General features: G+C 73.4%; 18 protein-coding genes. 9 read left to right on the plus strand and 9 right to left on the minus strand.

Annotation, left to right across the window (positions count from 1 at the left end; genetic code table 11):
- Positions 1-17: 17 nt before the first annotated feature.
- Together DZA62_RS05150 and DZA62_RS05155 are read right to left on the minus strand one after the other, a co-directional pair.
- Positions 18-3,419 carry a TM0106 family RecB-like putative nuclease gene (locus DZA62_RS05150; protein ID WP_116947727.1) on the minus strand — a complete coding sequence of 1,134 codons (3,402 nt, stop codon included), beginning with the start codon at positions 3,417-3,419 and terminating at the stop codon, positions 18-20.
- A 70-nt stretch (positions 3,420-3,489) separates the two neighbouring features.
- Positions 3,490-4,194 carry a sulfite exporter TauE/SafE family protein gene (locus tag DZA62_RS05155; protein WP_232827284.1) on the minus strand — a complete coding sequence of 235 codons (705 nt, stop codon included), beginning with the start codon at positions 4,192-4,194 and terminating at the stop codon, positions 3,490-3,492.
- Positions 4,195-4,222: 28 nt separating this feature from the next.
- Here DZA62_RS05155 and DZA62_RS05160 point away from each other — a divergent pair, with 28 nt between their 5' ends.
- Complete coding sequence (locus tag DZA62_RS05160; RefSeq protein ID WP_232827265.1) at positions 4,223-4,555, plus strand: nucleotide pyrophosphohydrolase; 333 nt, start codon at positions 4,223-4,225, stop codon at positions 4,553-4,555.
- Between the two features lie 5 nt (positions 4,556-4,560).
- Here the strand turns inward: DZA62_RS05160 and DZA62_RS05165 are convergent, their stop codons facing one another.
- The 5 genes from DZA62_RS05165 to DZA62_RS05185 all read right to left on the minus strand — a co-directional run bounded on the left by DZA62_RS05165 (position 4,561) and on the right by DZA62_RS05185 (position 10,307).
- Entirely contained in the window at positions 4,561-5,511 is a 951-nt protein-coding gene (locus DZA62_RS05165; RefSeq protein WP_116947729.1) for a DUF4862 family protein, read from the minus strand.
- Between the two features lie 86 nt (positions 5,512-5,597).
- Positions 5,598-6,971 carry an MFS transporter gene (locus DZA62_RS05170; RefSeq protein WP_116947730.1) on the minus strand — a complete coding sequence of 458 codons (1,374 nt, stop codon included), beginning with the start codon at positions 6,969-6,971 and terminating at the stop codon, positions 5,598-5,600.
- A complete protein-coding gene (locus DZA62_RS05175; protein ID WP_116947731.1) occupies positions 6,968-8,170 on the minus strand; it encodes an MFS transporter in 1,203 nt (400 codons plus the stop codon). The genes DZA62_RS05170 and DZA62_RS05175 overlap by 4 nt, the downstream gene beginning before the upstream one ends.
- A gap of 279 nt (positions 8,171-8,449) precedes the next feature.
- Positions 8,450-9,763, minus strand: a complete 1,314-nt coding sequence (locus DZA62_RS05180) for an AAA family ATPase (RefSeq protein WP_157987488.1) — start codon at positions 9,761-9,763, stop codon at positions 8,450-8,452.
- A gap of 127 nt (positions 9,764-9,890) precedes the next feature.
- On the minus strand, positions 9,891-10,307 hold the full coding sequence (locus DZA62_RS05185; RefSeq protein ID WP_116947733.1) for an NUDIX domain-containing protein: 417 nt from the start codon (positions 10,305-10,307) through the stop codon (positions 9,891-9,893).
- Between the two features lie 40 nt (positions 10,308-10,347).
- Between DZA62_RS05185 and DZA62_RS05190 the strand changes: the two genes are divergently transcribed.
- From DZA62_RS05190 to DZA62_RS05220, 7 genes are all read left to right on the plus strand, one after another.
- The gene (locus DZA62_RS05190) at positions 10,348-11,100 is read left to right on the plus strand and encodes an 8-oxoguanine DNA glycosylase OGG fold protein (protein WP_116947734.1); all 753 of its coding nucleotides are present in this window, start codon (positions 10,348-10,350) and stop codon (positions 11,098-11,100) included.
- Positions 11,101-11,174: 74 nt separating this feature from the next.
- Positions 11,175-11,942, plus strand: a complete 768-nt coding sequence (locus DZA62_RS05195) for an 8-oxoguanine DNA glycosylase OGG fold protein (protein WP_116947735.1) — start codon at positions 11,175-11,177, stop codon at positions 11,940-11,942.
- 157 nt (positions 11,943-12,099) lie between these two features.
- On the plus strand, positions 12,100-13,917 hold the full coding sequence (locus tag DZA62_RS05200; protein ID WP_116947736.1) for a helicase domain-containing protein: 1,818 nt from the start codon (positions 12,100-12,102) through the stop codon (positions 13,915-13,917).
- Positions 13,918-14,159: 242 nt separating this feature from the next.
- Complete coding sequence (locus DZA62_RS05205) at positions 14,160-15,026, plus strand: WYL domain-containing protein (RefSeq protein ID WP_157987489.1); 867 nt, start codon at positions 14,160-14,162, stop codon at positions 15,024-15,026.
- A gap of 3 nt (positions 15,027-15,029) precedes the next feature.
- The gene (locus tag DZA62_RS05210) at positions 15,030-16,028 is read left to right on the plus strand and encodes a helix-turn-helix transcriptional regulator (RefSeq protein WP_157987490.1); all 999 of its coding nucleotides are present in this window, start codon (positions 15,030-15,032) and stop codon (positions 16,026-16,028) included.
- A 30-nt stretch (positions 16,029-16,058) separates the two neighbouring features.
- Positions 16,059-16,481 (plus strand): OsmC family protein, encoded by a 423-nt coding sequence (locus DZA62_RS05215; RefSeq protein WP_116947739.1) that lies wholly within the window; start codon positions 16,059-16,061, stop codon positions 16,479-16,481.
- A 7-nt stretch (positions 16,482-16,488) separates the two neighbouring features.
- Complete coding sequence (locus DZA62_RS05220; protein ID WP_116947740.1) at positions 16,489-18,021, plus strand: SWIM zinc finger family protein; 1,533 nt, start codon at positions 16,489-16,491, stop codon at positions 18,019-18,021.
- A gap of 10 nt (positions 18,022-18,031) precedes the next feature.
- Here DZA62_RS05220 and DZA62_RS05225 read toward each other — a convergent pair whose 3' ends face one another.
- Positions 18,032-18,313, minus strand: a complete 282-nt coding sequence (locus DZA62_RS05225; protein ID WP_116947741.1) for a DUF2277 domain-containing protein — start codon at positions 18,311-18,313, stop codon at positions 18,032-18,034.
- Positions 18,314-18,354: 41 nt separating this feature from the next.
- Entirely contained in the window at positions 18,355-19,326 is a 972-nt protein-coding gene (locus DZA62_RS05230; protein ID WP_116947742.1) for an ArsR/SmtB family transcription factor, read from the minus strand.
- Between the two features lie 106 nt (positions 19,327-19,432).
- On the opposite strand from DZA62_RS05230, the gene DZA62_RS05235 reads away from it, so the two are divergent.
- Positions 19,433-19,936, plus strand: a complete 504-nt coding sequence (locus DZA62_RS05235; protein WP_116947743.1) for a YybH family protein — start codon at positions 19,433-19,435, stop codon at positions 19,934-19,936.
- The last annotated feature ends 14 nt before the right edge of the window (positions 19,937-19,950 follow it).

Consider the following 19,950-nt stretch of genomic DNA (forward strand, 5'->3'; position numbering starts at 1 on the left):
ACCAGCGACACCAGGACTCACTCAGCTGGTGGCCCGGAGGCGGCATCGTGCCGGCGCCCGTCGGTCGCGTACTCGACCAGGCGGCACAGCGCGTTGATGCCCTGCACCTGGTCGAGGCTGCGGACCGGTGCGCTCAGCAGCGCCGGGCTGCCGACCAGTACGGCCAGCGACCGAGCCCGGGAGACGGCGACGTTGAGGCGGTTGCGGTTGGCGACGAAGTCGACGCCGCGAGAAGCGTCGGCGGAGGAGGACGTGGTCAGGGAGACGATGACGACGGGCGCCTCCTGGCCCTGGAACTTGTCGACGGTGCCGACCCGGGCCCGGCCGTCGAGCGCGCCGAGCAACTGGCCGACCTGCGCGTTGTAGGGCGCGACCACCAGGATGTCGCCGGGTCCGAGTGCCCGCGACGAACCGTCGGCGGCCGTCCACGGACGCCCGGTCAGCGACGCGACCAGCTCGGACACCACGGCGACCTCGGCGTCGCTGCGGACGGAGCAGCCGGCGTGCTCGACCGGGACCCAGCGCACCCCGGCGCCGGCCAGCGCGTCGGACCCGCCGACCAGCTGTGCGGCCAGCCCGGCCCGCGGCACCAGCAGGGCGTCGTAGGACAGCTCGGACACCGGAGCGCACACGTCGGGGTGCATGCGCCACGTGGTGTCGAGGAACAGGCCGCGCTCGGGCGGAACGGTGTCGTGCTCGCCCAGCACGTGGTCGAGCGCGGACACGCCGGCGCCGTCGGGGTGGTTGCCCTTGGCCGGCTGCGGCAGCTGGCGGGGGTCGCCGAGCAGGACGACGGAGCCGGCGGCGGCGCCCGCGGCGACGGTGTTGGCCAGCGAGAACTGCCCGGCCTCGTCGACCACGAGTACGTCGACGTGGATGTCCGGACGGGCGAACAGCCAGCCGGTGCCGGCCACGAGGTTGACGGTGCCGGCCGCGACGGCCGCTTCGACGTCGTCGTTGGAGTTCGTGACCGTGACGCCGGGATGCCGGCTGGCGTTGCCGTCGTCGGCCTTCTGAATGGCCCGCACGAGCCGGCCGGCGTCGTCGCCGGCGGCCGTCATGACGGCGTCGAGCAGGTGCGTGATGACCCGGTGGCTGAGCGCGGTGATGCCCACCGTGCGGCCCGCACGCAGCAGCTCGACGACGGCGTGCGAGCCGGCGTACGTCTTGCCCGCGCCCGGCGGACCCTGCACCGGCAGCGCGCCGTCGAGCAGCGGCGCCACCCGGCGCAGCGCGTCGGCGCCGGGCTCGCCCGCCAGCCGCAGCGGCGCGTCGCCGGCCAGCCCCGGCGGCCGCCCGGCCAGCAGGTCGCGCACGCCGCGGAACGGGCCGGCACCGGCGAAACCGTGCTCGGCCACCCAGCCGCCGACCCGGACCAGCGCCTTCTCCTGCACGCCGGCCGGGATCGGGCCGACGTTCAGCACGCCGGTGGGGTGCGGGTGCTCGTTGGCGAGCGAGCGCTTGAGGTCGACGTGGCCGTGCTCGAGGTCGAGCCCGACGACGATGCTCGACCGGCCCTCCTGCCCGGCGTGCTCGACCCGCTCGCCGACTCGGACGCGGCAGTCCTGCGGCGGAATGGAGTAGCGCCACACCCCGGACCGCAGCTCGGTGCGCAGCAACCGCGGATCGGCCAGCCCGCCCAGCGGCGACACGTCGTCGACGAGCTCGCCGGAGGAGAGCCGGCGCAGCCGGAAGTACTCCCACCACTCCGCGCGGGCCTCGCGCCGGTGCCACTCGAGCAGCCCCGCCAGCAGCGCCCGGGCCTGCTGGTCGGGCGTCCGGGCGTCGGGGTCGGCCGGCACGCCGTCGAGCAGCCGTTCCTCGACCGCGACGAGGTCGGGGTCGCGTTCCTTGAGGTAGTCGCCCTGCTCGTCGACGTCGTCGGGACGTGGGACGTGGTGCCCGGCGGACAGTGCCTCGGACCGGCGGTCCTCCAGCCAGTCGCGCAGCTGCCGCGTGCTGACGCAGTCGTCGCGGTTGTAGGCCTCGATGTCGTCGAGGATCTGCTGGTCGCGCTCGGCCAGCCAGCGCTCGTACTCGACGATGCTGGACCCGGCGTCCTTGACGGCGGCGCCGGCCCGGCCGCCGGGCGAGTAGAACCGTTCCAGCGCCTTGATGGAGTAGGACTCGGTCCCGATCAGCAGCCCCTGCCTGACCACGGCGTAGAGGTCGACCAGCCGCTCGCCCCGCAGCAGGGCGTCGACCTCGTCGATGCGGGTGCCGTAGCGCTGCGACAGGCCCTTGAGCCGGCTCGGCTCGTACGGCGCGTAATGGTAGACGTGCATGCCTGGCCGGGCCCGCCAGGCCGCCATGAGGTGGTCGACGACGTGCTCGAACGCGCGCCGCTCGGCCAGGGGGTCGTGCGCCCACCAGGACGTGAAGCCGTCCTGCGCGTCGGAGACGCCCCACAGGTACTCGAGCCCGTGGTCGCCGAAGAACGGGTCGCCCTCGAGGTCGAGGAAGAGGTCGCCGTCGTCGGGATCGGGCAGCAGCGCCAGCCCGCGGCGCACCTCGACCGGCGTGACCAGCTCGTACGGCGGCAGCTCCCGCGACCGCGCGCCGACCTGCAGCCGGGCCTGCGCGGCCAGCTTGCGCTTGGCCGACCCGCCGACCCGGCCGACGGCGTCGAGCTCGCCCGGCGCCGTGGCGGCCAGTTGCTCGACCGTCGTGATGCCGGCCGACCGGAGCGCGTCGCGCTGGTCGCGCCGCAGCAGCGGCACCAGCACGAGGTCGTCGTCGCGCTGCCACTGCTGCGCGCAGGGCTCCTTCCACGGGCAGATGGCGCAGTGGCTGACGCGCAGCGGATAGGTCTGCGGCGGATGGGCCAGCCACTGCCCGTACTGCCGCATGGCGTGCCGCGCGTAGGCTGCGACGTCGACGTACGGGACCGCGACCTGCTGGCGGTCGCCGAGGATGACGGTGAGCGTCTGCGGCGGCACGCCCTGCAGCTCCTCGAGCCGCTGCGCGTAGACGGCCATCTGCAGCAGCGCCGCCGCCTTGACGTGCCGCGCGAGCTTGGTGTCGGCGATGTCGTAGGACCACGCGCCGAGGCCGGACGGGCGGTCGTCGTTGCGGATGAGGAAGTCGGCGTGGCCGCGCCACCGGCCGTCGAAGAACGTGGCCTGGAAGATGCGGTCGGCGCCGTCCTTCATGGCCGCCAGCGTGCGGTCCTCGGCGTCGGCCGGACCGATGCCGCGCGGGATCTCGACCACCCGGTGCGCCCTGGCCATCTCGGCCAGCACGGCGGCCTCGTGCTCGTCGCCGCGGCGACGCACGACGTCGGCGCCGGGATCGGCGGCCGCCGGCCGCGGCCGGCGGCCCTCGGCGACCTCGCGGTTCAGCGTGGTGAGGTGCGCGCACTCCAGATGGCCGACCAGGTCGGTCGGGCTCAGGACCAGGTGGCCGTCGGTGACGTACATGTCCGCACCTCCTCGCTGCTCACTGCGGCCAAGCCTGCCGTATGCCACCGACAGAATCAGGGGCGCGACATCAACCGGCGAGTGAACGGACGATCAGGGTCACGGCCGACACCGCGCACACCACCATCACCGCCAGCCGCAGCCGCCCGCCGTCGACGAACGCCCGCAGCGCCGACGCCGCCAGGAAGCCGGCCACCATCGGCGGCGCGAGCCAGAGCGCCGCCTTCGTCTCCGTCAGCCCCAGCTCCCCGACGACGCTCAGCGCGACCAGCGAGAATCCGGCACCGAACAGGAAGTACACCGCCAGCGTCGAGCGCACCCGCGGGCCCAGCTCGCTCTGGTACACCAGCGCCAGCGGCGGCCCGCCGATGGAGGTCGCCGTCCCGGAGATGCCCGACACCGCGCCGGCCGCCGCCAGCACGCCGCGCCGCATCGGCAGCCGGATCGTCCGCACGGTGAGCGCGACCGCGACCAGGATCACCAGGCCGACGACCACGCTCAGCACGCGCGGCGAGCTGACCGAGACGATCCACGCACCCAGCACCGTCGCTGGGACGCGGCCGAGGAACGCCCACCGCAGCCCCCACCAGTCGACGTGCGCCCACTCCCGGGCCAGCGTGAACACCGGCAGCAGCATCGACAACCAGAGCAGCGTGCCCGGCACCAGCTCCGGCGCCAGCAAGGCCGCCACCGGCGCGGCCAGCAGGCCGAGGCCGAGTCCGATCGCACCCTGCACGGCGGCGCCGGCGAACACGGCGACCGCGAGCACGATCATCACGTCAACGGGCGGCATCATGAGCCCCGTGACCGACACCTCGAGCCTGGACGGCCTGCGCGACCGGCTGCACCGCTTCGTCGCCGACCGTCAGTGGGAGCCGTACCACACCCCGAAGAACCTCGCGATGGCGCTGGCCGGCGAGGTCGGCGAGCTGCTGGCCGAGCTGCAGTGGCTGACGCCGGAGGAGTCCGTGGCGGTGGTGACGGCCGACCCGGAGGCGGCCGCGCGGATCCGCTCCGAACTGGCCGACGTCACCAACTATCTCGTCCACCTCGCGATGGCCCTGGACGTCGATCTGGTCGCCAACGCGCACCACAAGCTGGACGAGGTGGAGGTGCGCTACCCGCCTGGCACCTGACGGCGTCACGCGCGAGCGCCGCGGTCCGCCTCGACAGCGGCGGCCACGATCGCGACGTTCGACCGCACCAGGTCCAGGCAGTCCGCCGGCGTGGCGGTGCTGGGCGAACCGACCTTGACGCCGACGATCGCCGGGCCGCCGGCCGCGCGCACGCAGCCGGTCACCTCGGCGGAGGTGAGCAGGCTGGTCGCGGCCTCGCCGGCGATAGGGGCGTCGGACCAGTCGCGGATCGGCAGGTGCAGGTCGGCCCACGCCGGCCCGTCCAGGGTGTCGGCGTCGGACACCCCGGAGAACACCAGCCCGTCCAGCCGGCCGCCGCGGACCGCGGCGGCGATGTGCTCGCGCGGGCCGTCGGCGCTGCGGGTCTCGATGGCCGAGCGGCCCCAGTTCAGGGACAGCCCGATGCCACGCTCGTCCGCGACCGCCAGCTCGTCGGCCAGCGGCAGGAACCCCTTGGCCGGCTCGTGCGCGTCGCTGTGCGCGTCGGAGTGCTCGATCAGCAGCCGGACGCCGCCCCAGTCCCAGGCCAGCACCTCGTCGAGGGTCGCGCGGAACGCGTCGGCGGACGTGTGCGGGTGCCGCGGCGCCGAGTGCAGCTCCACCGCGGTGAACCGGCCGCCCGATCCCGCGTTGACGTCGGTGACGAACTCGAACGCGCGGCGCAGCTGCTCGACGGCCTGCTTCCGACCCGCGTCGTCCGACGACGCCAGCCCCTGGGCCGGCGACCCGGCCAACGCCATGATCGTCGCCGGGATCATCGTCAGCACGTGCTCGCTCGTGGGAGCGGTCGCCCGCAGGTAGGCGGGGTCGTTCCAGGGCGAGCCGTTCTCCTGGAACGGCACCTCCAGCCCGTCGACCGCCGGCAATCCCAGCACGTCGTCGACGTAGGTCCGGAACTGCGTGCCGGGCTCGAGGCCCCGGGGTGCCGCGGCGTACGCACCGACGATGAAGGGCATGCCGATCTCCTCGCTGCTGTGGACCGAGTCGCGCTCAGCGTAGGTCGGGCCGGCATGGAACGGTATGCCGGGTCGGCTCGACGCGGTCAGCGGCGCCGGGCGGCGAGCAGGCCGAGGGCGAACAGCACGACCGCGACCCCGGTGATGAGCAGACCGACATCGTGCAGGCCGCCGGTCGAGAGGTTCTGTTCGAGGATGACGCCGAGCACGCTGGTGGCCGCGATGGCGCCGAGGTAGCGGAACGTCTGGAACAGACCCGCGGACGCGCCCATCCGGCCGGCCGGCGCCGCCGAGTAGAGCGCCGTCTGCAGGCTGAGGCCCGTCACGCCGTTCGGGATGCCGAGCAGGACGGCGATGCCGAGCAGCAGCGCGACCGGCGTCGTGTCGCCGAGCAGTTGCAGTGCCGACGCCGCGACCACCAGGAGGCCGAGCCCGAGCAACCGCGGCCCGGTCGACCCGTGCCTGCCGATCGCCCGGGCCGTGATCGGCGTGACCAGCATGCTGAGCACCGTCATCGGCAGCACCAGCAGGCCTACCGTCGCGGGGTCGAAGCCGCGGACCTGCTCCAGCCAGATCGGCATGCCGAAGAAGATGCAGTAGAAGACCAGGTTGACCCCGCTCTGCTGCACGAGAACGCTGCCCAGCGCGCGGTTCGCGACCAGCCCCCGCACGTCGAGGAACGGCTCGGGCACGGTCCGCTCCCGCCACACCAGCAGCGCACCCAGCACGACGACGACCGCGCCCAGCCACCACAGCGGCTCGTCCGCCAGCGACAGCACGCCGAAGATCAGCGCGACCAGCGTGCCGGCGAACAGCGCGATGCCGGGCAGGTCCAGGTCGCGCAGCCCGATCCGCGGGCCCCGCTCGACCGGGACACCGGCCAGCACCCGCACCGCCAGCACGATGCCCACCGCCGTCACCGGCACGTTGACCAGGAACACCGCCTGCCATCCCGCGACGGCGACCAGCAGGCCCGCGAGCACCGGGCCGAGCGCCGCGCTCCCGGACGCGGCCACCGACAGGACGGCGAGCGCGCGGGCCGGCGGCCGGGCGCCGTCGCCGCCGTGATCCCCGCCCGCGGCCGACCGCACCAGGATCAGCGCCGACGGGTACGCCGTCGACGTCGCCGCCGCCTGGATCAGCCGGACCACCAGCAGCCAGCCGAAATCCGGCGCGAGCGGCGCCAGCGCCGACGCCGTCCCCATGACCACCAGCCCGGCGACGAACAGCCGCCGGGCGCCGAGCTGGTCGGCCAGTCGTCCCATCAACGGCTGACACACCGCGGCGACGACGTAGAACCCGGACGCCAGCCACGTCGAGGTCGCGATGCCGACGCCGACGTCGCGATGCAGGCTGACCAGCGCCACCGCGATCATCGACGAGTTCAGCGGGTTGAGCGCCGTGCCCAGCGACAGCGTGAGCAGCAACCGGTTGGTCACGCCGCCGGGGCCCTCGGTCATGGCGTGGCGCCGTTCCGCGGCACCCAGCGGGCCATCAGCGCCGCCGCGACGAACGCGACGGCGCCGGCCGTGGCGATCGCGGCGCCCAGCGTGGCGGCTGCCGTCACGACACTGACGAGAACCGGCCCGACTCCGTTCCCGACATCGGCGAACAACCGCCACGCCCCCAGGAACGTCGCGCGGCTGACGTCCGGCGACACGTCCGAGCCGATCGTCATGATGATGCCGCTGCCCAGGCCGTTGCCGAACCCCATGAGCAGCGCGACCGCCGTGTAGGTGCCGATGCCGCTGGTCAGCGGCAGCAGCACGAGCGAGAGGCCGAGCAGCACCATCGACGGGACGACGATCCACCGCCGGCCGAGGCGGTCCATCGCGTAGCCGGCCGGGTAGAAGATCAGCATCTCCATCGCGCCCGAGACACCGAACAGCAGACTCACCGTCGCCGGGTCCAGGCCGATGTGCTCACCCCACAGCGGGATCGCCACCTGCCGCGACGCCCGGGCCGCCCCGACCAGCAGCGCGCCGACGCCCAGGGTGCGCAGGACCGGCAGGTGACGGCGGATGATGCGGGCCGTGCTGTCCGGCTTCGCCGCCGACCGGACCGCGGCCCGCTCACTCGCGCCGCCGGCGGCCGGTGGTTCGCGGACCACGAGCAGCACCACGGCGGCGGCGACCGCGACCACGACGTGGACCCAGTAGCCGCCGGCGATGCCCAGCCAGCGCATCACCGCCGCGCCGAGGAACGGGCCCACGAACAGGCCGATGCGTTGCATCCCGCCGAGGGTCGACAGCGCCCGGCCGCGTAGGTGGAACGGGATCGCCTCGGTGACGTACGCATGCCTGGCCAGCCCGAACACCGACGACGAGATGCCGATCAGCACCACCGCCGCCGCCAGCAGCTGGACCGACGGCGCCAGCAGGCAGGCGGTGAGCGCGGTCAGGACGAGGCCGAGCGCGAAGAGCATCGCGCGCCGCTCCCCCAGCCGGACCGCCAGCATGCCGGCCGGCAGATCGCCGACGATCTTGCCGACGCCCAGCAGCGCGACCACCAGGCCGGCCGTCGCGACCGAACCGCCCAGCTCCCGCGCCGACAGCGGGATGACCGGCGCGATCGCCCCCTGGCCGATGCCGAACAGGAGCGACGGAAGGTACACCGAGGGACCGATCGACCAGATGCCGACCTGCGGGCGCGCCGTCAACGCCGGTCCTGCACTGGGGCAGCCTCCCTGGCCCGGTCACGCGGGGCTGTGGCGCTCGTTCTGTCCGGGGTCCGTCGTACCGTCCTCTCGCTCCGGTCGACCTGCTCGGTCTTTGGGGGTGCGGGCAGGTCGGCCGGAGTCCAGCCGCATCGTTGCGGCGGGGCCTTCACGTCCGGTGGATATTGTAGCCGTGGGTCGGGGTCTGGCGGGCGGGTTCGGGCGGCGCCCCAGCAGCCCGCCAAAGTCTGCGCGCGAGTCCCGCCGACGACCCAGCCGACGTCAGACGTACAGGCCGGCGCCCGTCGTGGGGGCCCAGCCGCCGTCGCCGGTGAAGCGTTGGAGCGTCGCCGTCGTGACCGCGTCGCCGTCGGCCAGGACCGAGCAGCGCACCAGCTCGCGCAGGTCGGCGCCGGACGCGCCGTCGGTGGCGTCGGCGATGGCCGCGACCTCGACGGCGGCGGCCAGCGGTCCCAGGTAGCGGCGCAGGATGGCCCGCCGTTGCGCGGTGTCGGGCAGCGGCACCTCGACCGTGCGGTCGAACCGCGCGGCCCGCACGGCGGCATCGTCGAGCACTCGCGGGTCGTTCGTGGTGGCGACCGTGACGACGCCCTGGTGCCGGCTCATCGCGCCGTCGAGCGCGGCGAGGAACCCGTGCAGCCCGAGATCGTTGCCCTGCCGCCGGCGGCCGATGACGAGGTCGAGGTCCTCGAGGACGACCAGCGCCGGTGCGAGCCTCGTCAGCTCCTCGTACACCGCCTCGACAGCGTCGGCGACACTGCGCGCGTCGCAGAACACCACCGTGATGTCGCCGGCCAGCTCGGCGGCGAGCACCCGGCACAGCGCCGACTTGCCGGTGCCCGGCGGGCCGTGCAGCAGCAACCCGCGGTTGGTGCCCAGTCCGAGCCGTGCCAGCAGGTCGCGACGGCGGAACAGCCCGGCGACGTTGAGGTCGATGTCGGCCCAGACCGACGCCGGCACGATGACGCCGTCGCGCGAATCGTCCGGCCGCGGGACGGGCACGACCTCGAACGAGCTGCGGGTGGCGCGAATGTGCAAGCAGCGGCCCTTGAAGTAGTTCCGCGGCCCGCGCGCCCGTGCGACGACGTCCTGCAGGTACCGCTCCGCCGCCTCGACGTCGGCCGTGCGGGCGTGCACGATGAGCTCCTTGTCGGACCACCGCGCGTCGATGGCGACGACCAGCGGCGCGGCGCTCAGGGTGCCCGGCTCGAACGCCGCGACGAGCGACGTCGGCACGGTCTCGACGGTGTCGTCGAGCTGCAGGCGGTCCCAGCGCGGGCTCTCGTCGCTCTCCAGCCCGGCGAGGTCGGACGGCTGGTGCGCGTGCATGTCCTCGGCCAGCACGCGGGCGACCAGCGGCGCCGTGAACGGCCCGAGCCGCTCCCGCACCGCGACGACCCCGACGGTGTCGCCGGCCAGCTGCCGCCGGGCGAACTCGTCGTGGTCCTCGGCCGCGCGAAGGGGCAGCGTGGTGTCGAGCATGTGCGCCAGCCACGACAGTGTGTCGCGGATGCCGGCCGGCATCCGCCGCGTCACGTCATGCGCGTGCGCAGGCTCCTCCTCGGCGTCCGTCACCGTCACCTCCCCCGGCGTCGAAGCGCGACACCTCCTGATGCGCGCTCCACCGTGAAGGCGCTGGTCGTTGCGTGACCGTTTCCCATGCCTCGACGATACGGGCGGCCACCGGCCGATCTCCATCGGTTTATCCGGCCGCCCGGGGCCCCGCCGCCCGTGCCACCGCAACCAGCTCGGGCGGGCGGAGATCGACGGTGTGGAGGAGGTCGAGCGGGACGCGCTCGGGGGTGTGGCCGTCGGTGAGTTCGGGGCCGCAGCGCAGGGCCGGGTCCACGGTCAGCAGCCGGGCGAGGAAGACATGTTGACGGGTGGGGTGAGCGGGGGTCGGCGGGACGACGTGGACCTGGCCGAGGAGGGCGGCGGTCGCGCCGAGCTCCTCCATGAGCTCCCGGTGCAGGGCGGCCTCGATCGACGCGTCACAGGGCTCGACCCGGCCGCCGGGCGTCGTCCAGTAGGGCGGGCGGCCCGGCTTCGTGCGCTTGATCAGCACCAGCCGCCCGGCGTCGTCGACGAGGAGGGCTCGGGCCGAACGGGTCACCGTCACGGCCCCCGATCATGTCAGTCCCGCCCCGTACCTTGACCCCATGAGCACGTCGCCGCCACCGGTGCTGCGCGATCTGCTGGACCGCTACGCCGACGTGCGCGAACAGCCCGCACCCCTCCGGCCGAGCACCTGGCAGAACGCGCTCATCCGCGTGCCCGACGGGCTCGAGGCCACCACGCTGCTGAGCAGCCGCCGCTTCACCAGCGCCGTGCCGGGGTCGAAGACGCACGACCGCATGGTCAGCCGCGACGGCGTCCGGCGGGCGTGTGCCGCCATGAACGTCGACGACACCAACGAGGTGGTGCAGACGTTCGTGCTGGCCATGGCATGGTCGTCCGGCCTGACCGGCGGTCGCTACCAGGCCAACACCGCGACGGCGATCCTCGACCCGGCCCGCGCATTCCGCGTCCTCAGCGACGCCGCCAAGGCGCTGCGGCACGCCGCCTCCATGCACGACGGCGCGCTCGAGGACGTGCACCGGTGGTGGTCGTTGCCGGGCATCGGGCAGTCCTACGCCAGCAAGTGGTGGGCCTTCGCCGGCCACGCCCGCGGGCGCGACTGGCAGCCGCTCGTCCTCGACACCCGGGTCTACGCCACGCTCAACGACACCCTGCGCATCGGCGGCACGGCGCGGCTGGCCGGCTCGCGGCGCCGGGCCGACCGCTACCGCGCCTACGTCGAGACCATCCACCGCTGGGCCGTCGACCTGCAGGTGTCCGGCCTCGACGTCGACGCCGGACGCATCGAGTTCGTGCTGTCCCACCACAACGGAGGCGCACCACCGGCCGCATAAAACCACTGACCAACAGTCCCTCCATGGGCGTAATGTCCCGATCAGAGACATCAGCGGCCCACGGGGGTGGCCACATGGTGCGCACCATCAGCGGCACGAGCCTGCCGGCCGCACTGCCGGCGCTCATCGACAAGTACCGCGACGCCCAGCCGAGGCCGGTGCGGTTCCGCCCGCCGAACTGGACGGCGGTGCTCTACCACGTGCACCCGCAGCTCGACGTCACGGCACTGCTGCGCAGCCGGGCCTACACGACGCCGCTGGACGGCTCGAAGGCGAGGGACCGGACGGTCACGTTCGCCGCCGTCCGGGCGGCCTGCCACGCGATGGACATCGGCAACGAACGCGAGGTGCTGCAGGCGTTCGTCCTCACGATGGCCTGGGCGTCGGCGGGCGCGGCCAACCCGACGTTGCGGGCGACCGCGCGGGCGCTCGGCGACCCGGACCGCGCACACCGGATCCTCAGCGACTCGGTGCGCCGGCTCCGTTCGGCCGAGACCCTGCACGACGGCGTGCTGGAGGCCAACCACCGGGCCTGGTCACTGCGCGGCGTCGGCCAGTCGCTGGCCAGCCGCTGGTGGACCGGCGCCGGCGACGTCACCGGGCGCGCCTGGCAGCCACTGGTGCTCGACGACCGGATCTACGCGACCCTCAACCGGACCCTCCTGATCGGCGGCACGGCCCGGCTCGCCAGCTCGCGCAGCCGCGCGGACCGCTACCGTGCCTACGTCGACGCAGTGCATCGGTGGGCGCTGGAGCTGCGGCACGAGGGGCGCGACGCCGACGCGGAGCGCATCGCGTTCGTGCTCGAGCGGCACGACGGCGGGGCGACCCCGTCGGCCTGACGAGGTCACTGGAAGGCATCTTTCCGATCGTTCGCCTGACCCACGCGGGGATCTGCGCAATCATGGTCAAATACCGCAACGGCGCGGGACGTTCCGCGGGGTAGGTCGCAGCTGTCGACGTCGCACCCGGCACACCCAGGTGATGGAAGGGACAGACGTGACGACACACCCTGCTCTCGACGACGAGCAGCAGCAGCTCGACCGCTCGTACGCCCTTCTGGGCGACGACGCGCCGGACCTGCCGCCGCTCTTCGGCCGGGTCGACGACGCCGGCGGCTCGCGCTACGTGGGTCGCGTCGACGTCCGCGACGTTACCGGCGACACCATCGTCGCCGCCTGGCACTCGCCCGAGGCCGGCGCGTTCTATCGGTCCTGCGCCGCCGATCCGGCCGGCGTCACGCTCAAGCGGATCGTCACGGTCAGCGACCGCCAGGTCATCGCCGTGCACGACGAGATCGCTGACGGCGCCGCCGGCGACGTCAGCACCAGCCGCGACCACCGCCCCGTCGTGGGCAAGGTCGTCGTCGCGGCGCTCGAGCAGTTCCGCACCGGCGCGCTCGCCGAGACCACCGCCACGCTGCGGCCCGAGCAGTACGACATCGTCCGCCGGCCGGCGCGGAGCGTCCTCGTCATCCAGGGCGGCCCCGGCACCGGCAAGACCATCACCGCGCTGCACCGCGCCGCCTGGCTGGTCGCCAACGACACCGCCGTGCGCTCCGCCGGCCTGCTGGTCGTCGTCCCCACGCCCACGCTGCGCAGCTACGTCGCCGACGTGCTGCCCCGACTCGGCGTCGACGCCGTCGTCACCGACATCGCGGCGCTCTACGACGGCCCGGCGGCCCGGCGTGGCCACGACACCCGGCCGGAGGCGGCGCGGGTCAAGGGCTCGGCCGTCATGGCGATGGTGCTGCGCCGGCTGGTCGAGGCGTCCGGCGAGCCGGCCACACCCGAAGAGCTGCTCAGCGGCCTGTACGCCGACCCCGCCCTGCTGGAGCGGCTGGCCGACGACCTGCTCAAGGCCGGCCAGCGCGACGTGCTGTATCGCGAGCCGGCCGCGTCACTCGACGCCGAGCCGTGGACCGCCGACGACCTCGTGCTGCTCGACGAACTGTCGCACCTGATCGGCCGCGCGGCGCCGCGTTACGGGCACGCCGTCGTCGACGAGGCGCAGAACCTCTCGCCGATGCAGGCCCGCGCCATCGCCCGGCGCTGCCGCGACGTCACGCTGACCGGCGACCTCGAGTGCTCGACCGGCCGCGGCAAGCACGACGACTGGAGCGAGCTGACCGGCTACTTCGGGTCCGAGTCCCACGAGGCCACGCTGACCCTCGGCTACCGCGTCCCCCGTCCCGTCGTGGAGCTGTCGCGGCGGCAGCTGCCCGACGGCGGCGCGCTCGATCTCGCGCGGTCGCTGCGCGACGGGCTCGGCCATCCGCTGGTCCGCCGGGTCGACCCGGGCGACGAGGCGGCGGTCGCGCTGTCCGCCGGCGAGGCCGCGGCGGGGACGGGGTTCAAGGTCGGCGTGGTGGTCGCGCCGGCGCGTTACGACGAGACACTTCGGTACTGCCAGTCGGCCGGCGTCAAGGTCGGCGACGGTCGCGAAGGCGACCTCGCCCAGCCGGTCACCCTGATCCCCGCCGACCTCGCCAACGGCCTCGAGTTCGACGCGATCGCGCTGGTCGAGCCGGCCGAGATCGGCGACGGCACCGAGCTGGGCCGGCGGCTGCTCTACGTCGCGATGACGCGCTGTACGCAGTCGCTGGCGATCTTCCACTCGACGTCGCTGCCCGCCGGCATGGAGCACCTGGAGCGCCCGGCTGCGCCGTCCCGCGAGCCTGAGGTCGAGCACCGTCCGCGCGCGGCCCGCTCGGAGGACCTCTTCGAGCTGTTCGAACTGCTGCGCGACGACGACCGCATGCTGGTCGAGGTCCTCATTCGGCGCCTCGTCCGCGACTCCCTCGAACGCGGCGACTGAGTCCGACCCTCGGGCATTTAGTTCACCTAGTGAAACCGTCACCACCTAGTGCCTAACGTATTCCAAGCGTTCTAGGGGGTTAGCAGCAATCTACACTCCGATAATTCTCCCCCAATGAGAAACGACCAACTAGTCTGGCCTTTCTCGTGACTCGGGCATAGCATAATCGTCCGATGTTGCTGTGGAGGGGCGCCATGGCTGGTGGACGGGACCAACTCGGTCCTTTGGAGAGGGTGACGCGGGTGCTGGTCGCGCTGGTCGCGGCCGAGCCCAAGGGCATCCGCACGCCGCGATTGCTGAAGATCGCGGCCTTCGGCGGGGGAGAAGAACATCATGTCCGGCAGTTGAAACGACTGATCGAGGATCTCAACGGCGCCGGGTGGGACATCCGCAACACCGCATCCCCCGGCCAGACAGCCATCTATCGCGCGTTCGCCGGTGACAATCGGCTGCGACTGAGCCTGACGCCGGAACAGCGGACCGAACTGGCCCGCGCCGCACTGATCGCCGGCTACGCCGAGTTCGCCACGCGGGCCGGTATCGAGGGCACCGGCGCACCGCCCACCCCGGAGCTGCGCACCGCGCCGCAGTCCGAACGCAACGACGACGCACTGAACAAGGTGCTCTACGCGCTGGAACGGCACTGCCGGCTCCGTTTCGTCTACAAGCGGCGCCCGCGCGTGGTGCACCCGCATTTCGTCTATCCCGGAACGTCGGGATGGCATCTGGTCGGCCACGAGGACGGCAGCGAGAAGCACAAGCGGTTCGTCACCGACCGCATGTCAGACGTGCGCGTCGACCTGCCTCGTACGGCCGACCCGCGGTACGAGCCGTACCGCGACGAGCTCGATCCCCTGACCTGGGCGATCGACGAACCGATGGACGTGACGGTCGAGACCACGCCGGCACACCGCAACCAGGTAGAGACGCTGCTCGGCATGTCGTCGTACCACGAGATCGACGACGACGCCGTCCGGCTGACCATCCGGGTGACCCACCGAGCGGCGTTCCGCAACCGTCTCTACGAACTCGGCCCCCGAGTGCGCGTGCTCGCACCCGAGACCATCCGTCGCGAGCTCCTGCAGGAGCTGGAATCACTTCTGGACTGACCCATGAGCGTTCCTCCGCCCGTGTTCGTCCGCCGCTTCGAGCGGGTGACACACGCACTTCGCATCCTCACCATGCACCCCGACGGCATCCCGCTGCGCCGGCTCGCGGCCGAGCTGGATGTGGACGAGCCGACGCTGCGCGGCGAGCTGGTCGCGTTCTACTGCGCCGACAGCGCCGCGTTCGATCCCGGCCCGCTGCGCCAGGTGCGCATCGAGTTCCTGAACGCCGGCGGCGAGACCGACGACGTCGACCCGGCGGTCGCCGAGGTGGTGCGCGCTTCGGCCGACCACCCGGCGGCGGAGATCGGCGTGCAGCACACGTCGCCGGCCGAACTCGCGCACATCTACCGCGCCGGCCAGGCGCTGCTGTCGCTGGAACCGGAGAACGACGCGCTCGACGGCGCGCTCCGGGCGCTCGGCGACACCCTGCTGCAGGGCATCCGCCCGGTCGACGACCACTGGAAGGCCGAGCTGGCCGGCCTCCTCGTCCGCGCGATCGAGCAGCGGCGCTGGGTGCGGGTCGAGTACACGCCGGTGTGGCGCGAGGACGGCCTGGCGCACCGCATCGCGCCGTACCGCCTGTTGCGCACCCGGCGCGGCTGGGAGTGCGACGCCGGCATGTCCACCGACGGGCGGGTGGTCGGCAGTTTCCTGCTCACCGGCATCCGCGAGGCGACGATGCTGGACGAGACCTTCGAGCGTCCGCCGGAGGTCGACGACCGGCTGGCCGGCACCCGATTCGAGCAGCAGGTCGAGCTGGTGGTGCCGCAGGACGCGCGCTGGGCGGTCGACCGGTTCACCGAGGGCTCGGAGCTGCTCGACGAGGACGCGGAGTCGGCGAAGTTGCGGGTCCGGCTGCTGCCGCCGGTGGAACGGCGCCTCGGCATCCTGCTCCTGGCGGCGGGGCCGCTGGCGTTCGTCACCCACCCGCCCGCGCTGGCCGACGCCGGGCGCGCGCTCGCCCGCGAGCTCCTGGTCCACCACGGCCGCACCGCCCGCTGACCGCCCGGCGCCGCATGCCAGGCTTACGGCATGGCTGAGAACGCACGACGGACGGTGTCCCTGCGACGAGTCGGCGAGCGCCGCTACGTCGCCACCAACGCCCGCGGCGGCGAGCTGCCGTTCGGGCAGGGCGACGACGGCGACTTCACCCCGGTGGAGCTGCTGCTGACCGCGATCGCGGGGTGCTCGGCGGTCGACATCGACCTCATCACGTCGCGCCGTGCCGAGCCGGAGAAGTTCGAGATGGTCACCACGGCGAACAAGATCCGCGACGATCAGGGCAACCGGCTCGAGGACATCGAGGTGTCGATCCGCATCCGGTTCCCCGGGGGCGAGGCCGGCGACGCCGCGCGCGAGGTGCTGCCCGACGCCGTCCAGAAGTCGCACGACCGCCTGTGCACCGTGAGCCGGACCGTCGAGATCGGCACGCCGATCGCGATGCGCGTGGACTGACGCGCGCATGCCCTGGCTCGACGGCCTCCACGACCTGGCGGACTCACGGACCGTCGAACGCGGCCGCGCCTACGCCGAGCGCGGCCACGTGGTCGAGGTGGTCGAGAACGGTGACCGGCTGAGTGCGGTGGTCCGTGGCACCGACGACTACCGGGTCGAGCTCGTCGCCGCCACCGAGAGCTGGTTCTGCGACTGCCCGGTCGGCGTGACCGGCGCGTTCTGCAAGCACTGCGTGGCCGTCGCCATCGCGGCAGCACGCGGCGGCCCGCGCGACGACCCCGACGACACCGCGGTCGATCTCGCGAGGTACGACGACGAGCCTGCCGATATCGACGTGACCACCCTGGCCGACGAGGTCGCGCAGGTGTTCAGGCCACGACGACGCTCCTACGACTACACCCAGGCCAACGCCTACGCGGACGAGGCGGAAGCGACGGTCGGGCGGCTGGAGAATCGGTCCCGCGAGACGGCCTCCCCGGAGCTGCTGACCGTGGTGCAGGCCGCGATCGACCACGCGGTGCGCGCCATCCTGCGCAGCGACGACTCGTCCGGGGCGCAGGGTTCACAGATCGAGCGCTTGCTCGACGCGCACCGGAGCGCGGCCGCACACGTCGGTCTCGATCGGAAGGCCGCGACGAAGCTGGCCGAATGGCTGTTCCGGTTCATGTTCGACGGCCGGCAGGACTTCTTCGTCGTCGACATCGACCAGTACGCCGATGCCGTCGGACCCGACGGGATCGACCTGTACCGGCGCCTGCTGGACAACGTCGGCGACGACCAGGCGCCCGGGTCGGCGGTGCGCCACGCCCGGGGCCGGCTGGCGATCCTGAGCCGGGACCCGGACGAGATCATCGCGCACTTCGACGTCGACCCGCCCCACCTCGTCCACGTGACGGATCTCGTCAGCGCCCTGGACGACGCCGGGTACACCGACCTCGCGACGGAGCAAGCCCGGCGAGGAGTCGCCGCCGACCCCGGGTCGCCGTTCGTCGCGACCCTGGTCGACCGGCTGGTCGAGGACGCGCAGCGGCACGGCGCCCTGGACGAGGCGGCTCGGCTGCGAGGCGACGACTTTCGCCACCGGCCTTCCACCGCCACCTACGCCGCGTTCGAACGGGTGGCGATCGACGCCGGCACGTGGGCCGCTGAGCGGGACCAGGCCGACCCGATCCTGGCCGCGGCCGACCCACGAGGCTGGGTGTCGACACTGCTGCGCCGCGGCGAATCGGGCGCGGCGTGGGCGGCGGCGGAGACGTTGCCGGAGCGGATCGGCCTCGACCTCTGGCGGCGGCTGTTCCGGGCGCAGGTGCGGATCGACCCGGCATCGACGCTCCCGCACTACCGCCGTCTGGTCGACGAGGCGGTGGTCATCGCGGACCGCCGGAACTACCAGACGGCCGCACGGCTGCTCCGGAGCATGCGCGACGCCGCGGCGAAGGCGAACCGATCGGCGGAGTTCGACACCTACCTGGCCAGCCTCCGCGATCGCTACCGGCGCCGTCGGGCGTTCGACGACGAGCTGCGGCGATGCGGACTGTGACCGGCGGCCGTCAGCGCGGTGCGCCGGCCGCGATGCGCGCCTCGTAGCGTGCCCGCGCCTTGGCCGCCTCGACCTCACGGTCGCGCGGCGGGGCGTTGGTGACCAGCGCGTCGAGGAGGTGGCGCGTGGAATGCGCGATCTCCTCGACGGCGAGGTCGAACGCCTCGCGGTTGGCCTGCGACGGGCTACGGGTGCCGGCGAGCTTGCGCACGTACTGCAACGCGGCGTCGTAGACCTCGTCGTTGGAGGCGGGCGGGGCCAGGTTGTTGAGTGGTCTGATGTTGCGGCACATGACTCCGAGCCTAGGCGCAGCCGCCGACAGCACGCACCCCGTCAGTCGCCGACCACCACGTCGCCGCGGGCGCTGCGCTGGTAGCGGACCACCCGGCCGTCCCTGGTGCGGGCCACCAGCCCGGCCCGCAGCAGCACACCGAGGTGGTGCGAGACGGTCGCGGCGGCCAGGCCGTGCCGCGCGCTGAGATCGCCGGTGGACCGCGCCTCGCCGAGGTCGCACAGCAACGCGCCGCGGGTGCTGCCGAGCAACGCCGACACCGCCCGGCGGCGACGGTGCCCAGCAGCCGGCCCGGTACCCAGGCCGTCGGCCGGGTAGCTGAGCACGGCGTTGCCGGGCGCGCAGACCTGCACGCTCAACGCCGGCCAGCGCAGCGCGGACGGCGCCAGCACCAGCTCGTCGTCGCGCAGCGCCAGCCGTTCCCGGTAGGGCTTGCGCACCTCCAGTCTGCCGTCGACCCAGCTCAGGTCCGGGTGGAGGGAGGCGAGCACGGCGCCGACGCCGAGCTCGGCGAGGCGGTGCGAGCGAACCCGGATGTCGGCGTCGAGCGTGTCGCGCAGCGCGGCCCAGCCGTCGGCGAGCGTCGCCCGCCAGAACGTGCGCATGCCCTCCGCGACGCGAACGGCGAAGGTGCCGGCGCTCGCGGCGGCGCGCACCTCGCCCGGCATCGGCCGCTCCGCCGCGCACCAGGCGAGTTGCTGGTCCACGGCGACGGCCGGGGTGGCGGCGACGGCGTCGAGCTGCGCCGCGAGCACGTGGGCGCGCCGCCCGGCCGGCGGTTGTGGCGTCAGGAGATCGGGGATGTACCCGCGGCCCGCCGGTGGCAGAACCGAGGCGACGAGCGCGGTCCGCGGGTCGCGCAGGGCCGCCCGGGCCGCCGGGCCCGGATCACCGAACACCGGGTGCCGACGCCCCTGAGCCGCGAGCAACAGCCATCCGACCAGCTCATAGGCCGGCGACGGCGTCAGCCGTACCTTCGCGAGGCTCGCGCTGTCGACGTCCACCACGATCACGGATGCACGATAACCCCGGCCGCCCGGATTCGACCCAGGTCGAATCTCTTCGCCGTCGTCCGGCCCTGCTCTTGACTCGGGCGCACCGTCCCCTGAGAGGAGCACCATGAAGATCCGCGCCCGGGCCGCACTGCCGGCCGTCGCCGTCCTCGCCGCCGCCGCGCTCCCCGCGGTCTCGCATGCCGACACCAGCGCCGAGGCGTCACCCGCCGGGCTTGCGCACCGCATGTGCGCCAAGGCGTTCGACCGTGCCGTCGACGCCTACGTGCAGACCACCCACGATCGCGACGTCGACGGCTTCGCCGCGGTCCTGCACGAGGACGTCACCGCCGTCTTCGCCGACGGCGGCGTCCTCTACGGCAAGGACCAGACGATGGGCTTCATCGAACGGTTCTTCGCCGTACCCGGCTGGACCCAGACGTTCGCCGAGCTGACCCGGGAGGTTCGCGGCTGCGGCACCGGCTTCGTCCTCTTCGACTCCGTCTACACGCCGGCCGCGGACGCCCCCGGTGAACCGCTGGTCATCGGGGTGACGTTCGTGTTCGAGCGGGGACGCTGGCTGGCGCTGCACAACCAGGACAGCACCGGGCCGGCCGGCGGGACGCCCTGAGCGACGGGGAACGG

It is taken from the genome of Jiangella endophytica (genome assembly GCF_003427025.1).
Lineage (GTDB): Bacteria > Actinomycetota > Actinomycetes > Jiangellales > Jiangellaceae > Jiangella > Jiangella endophytica.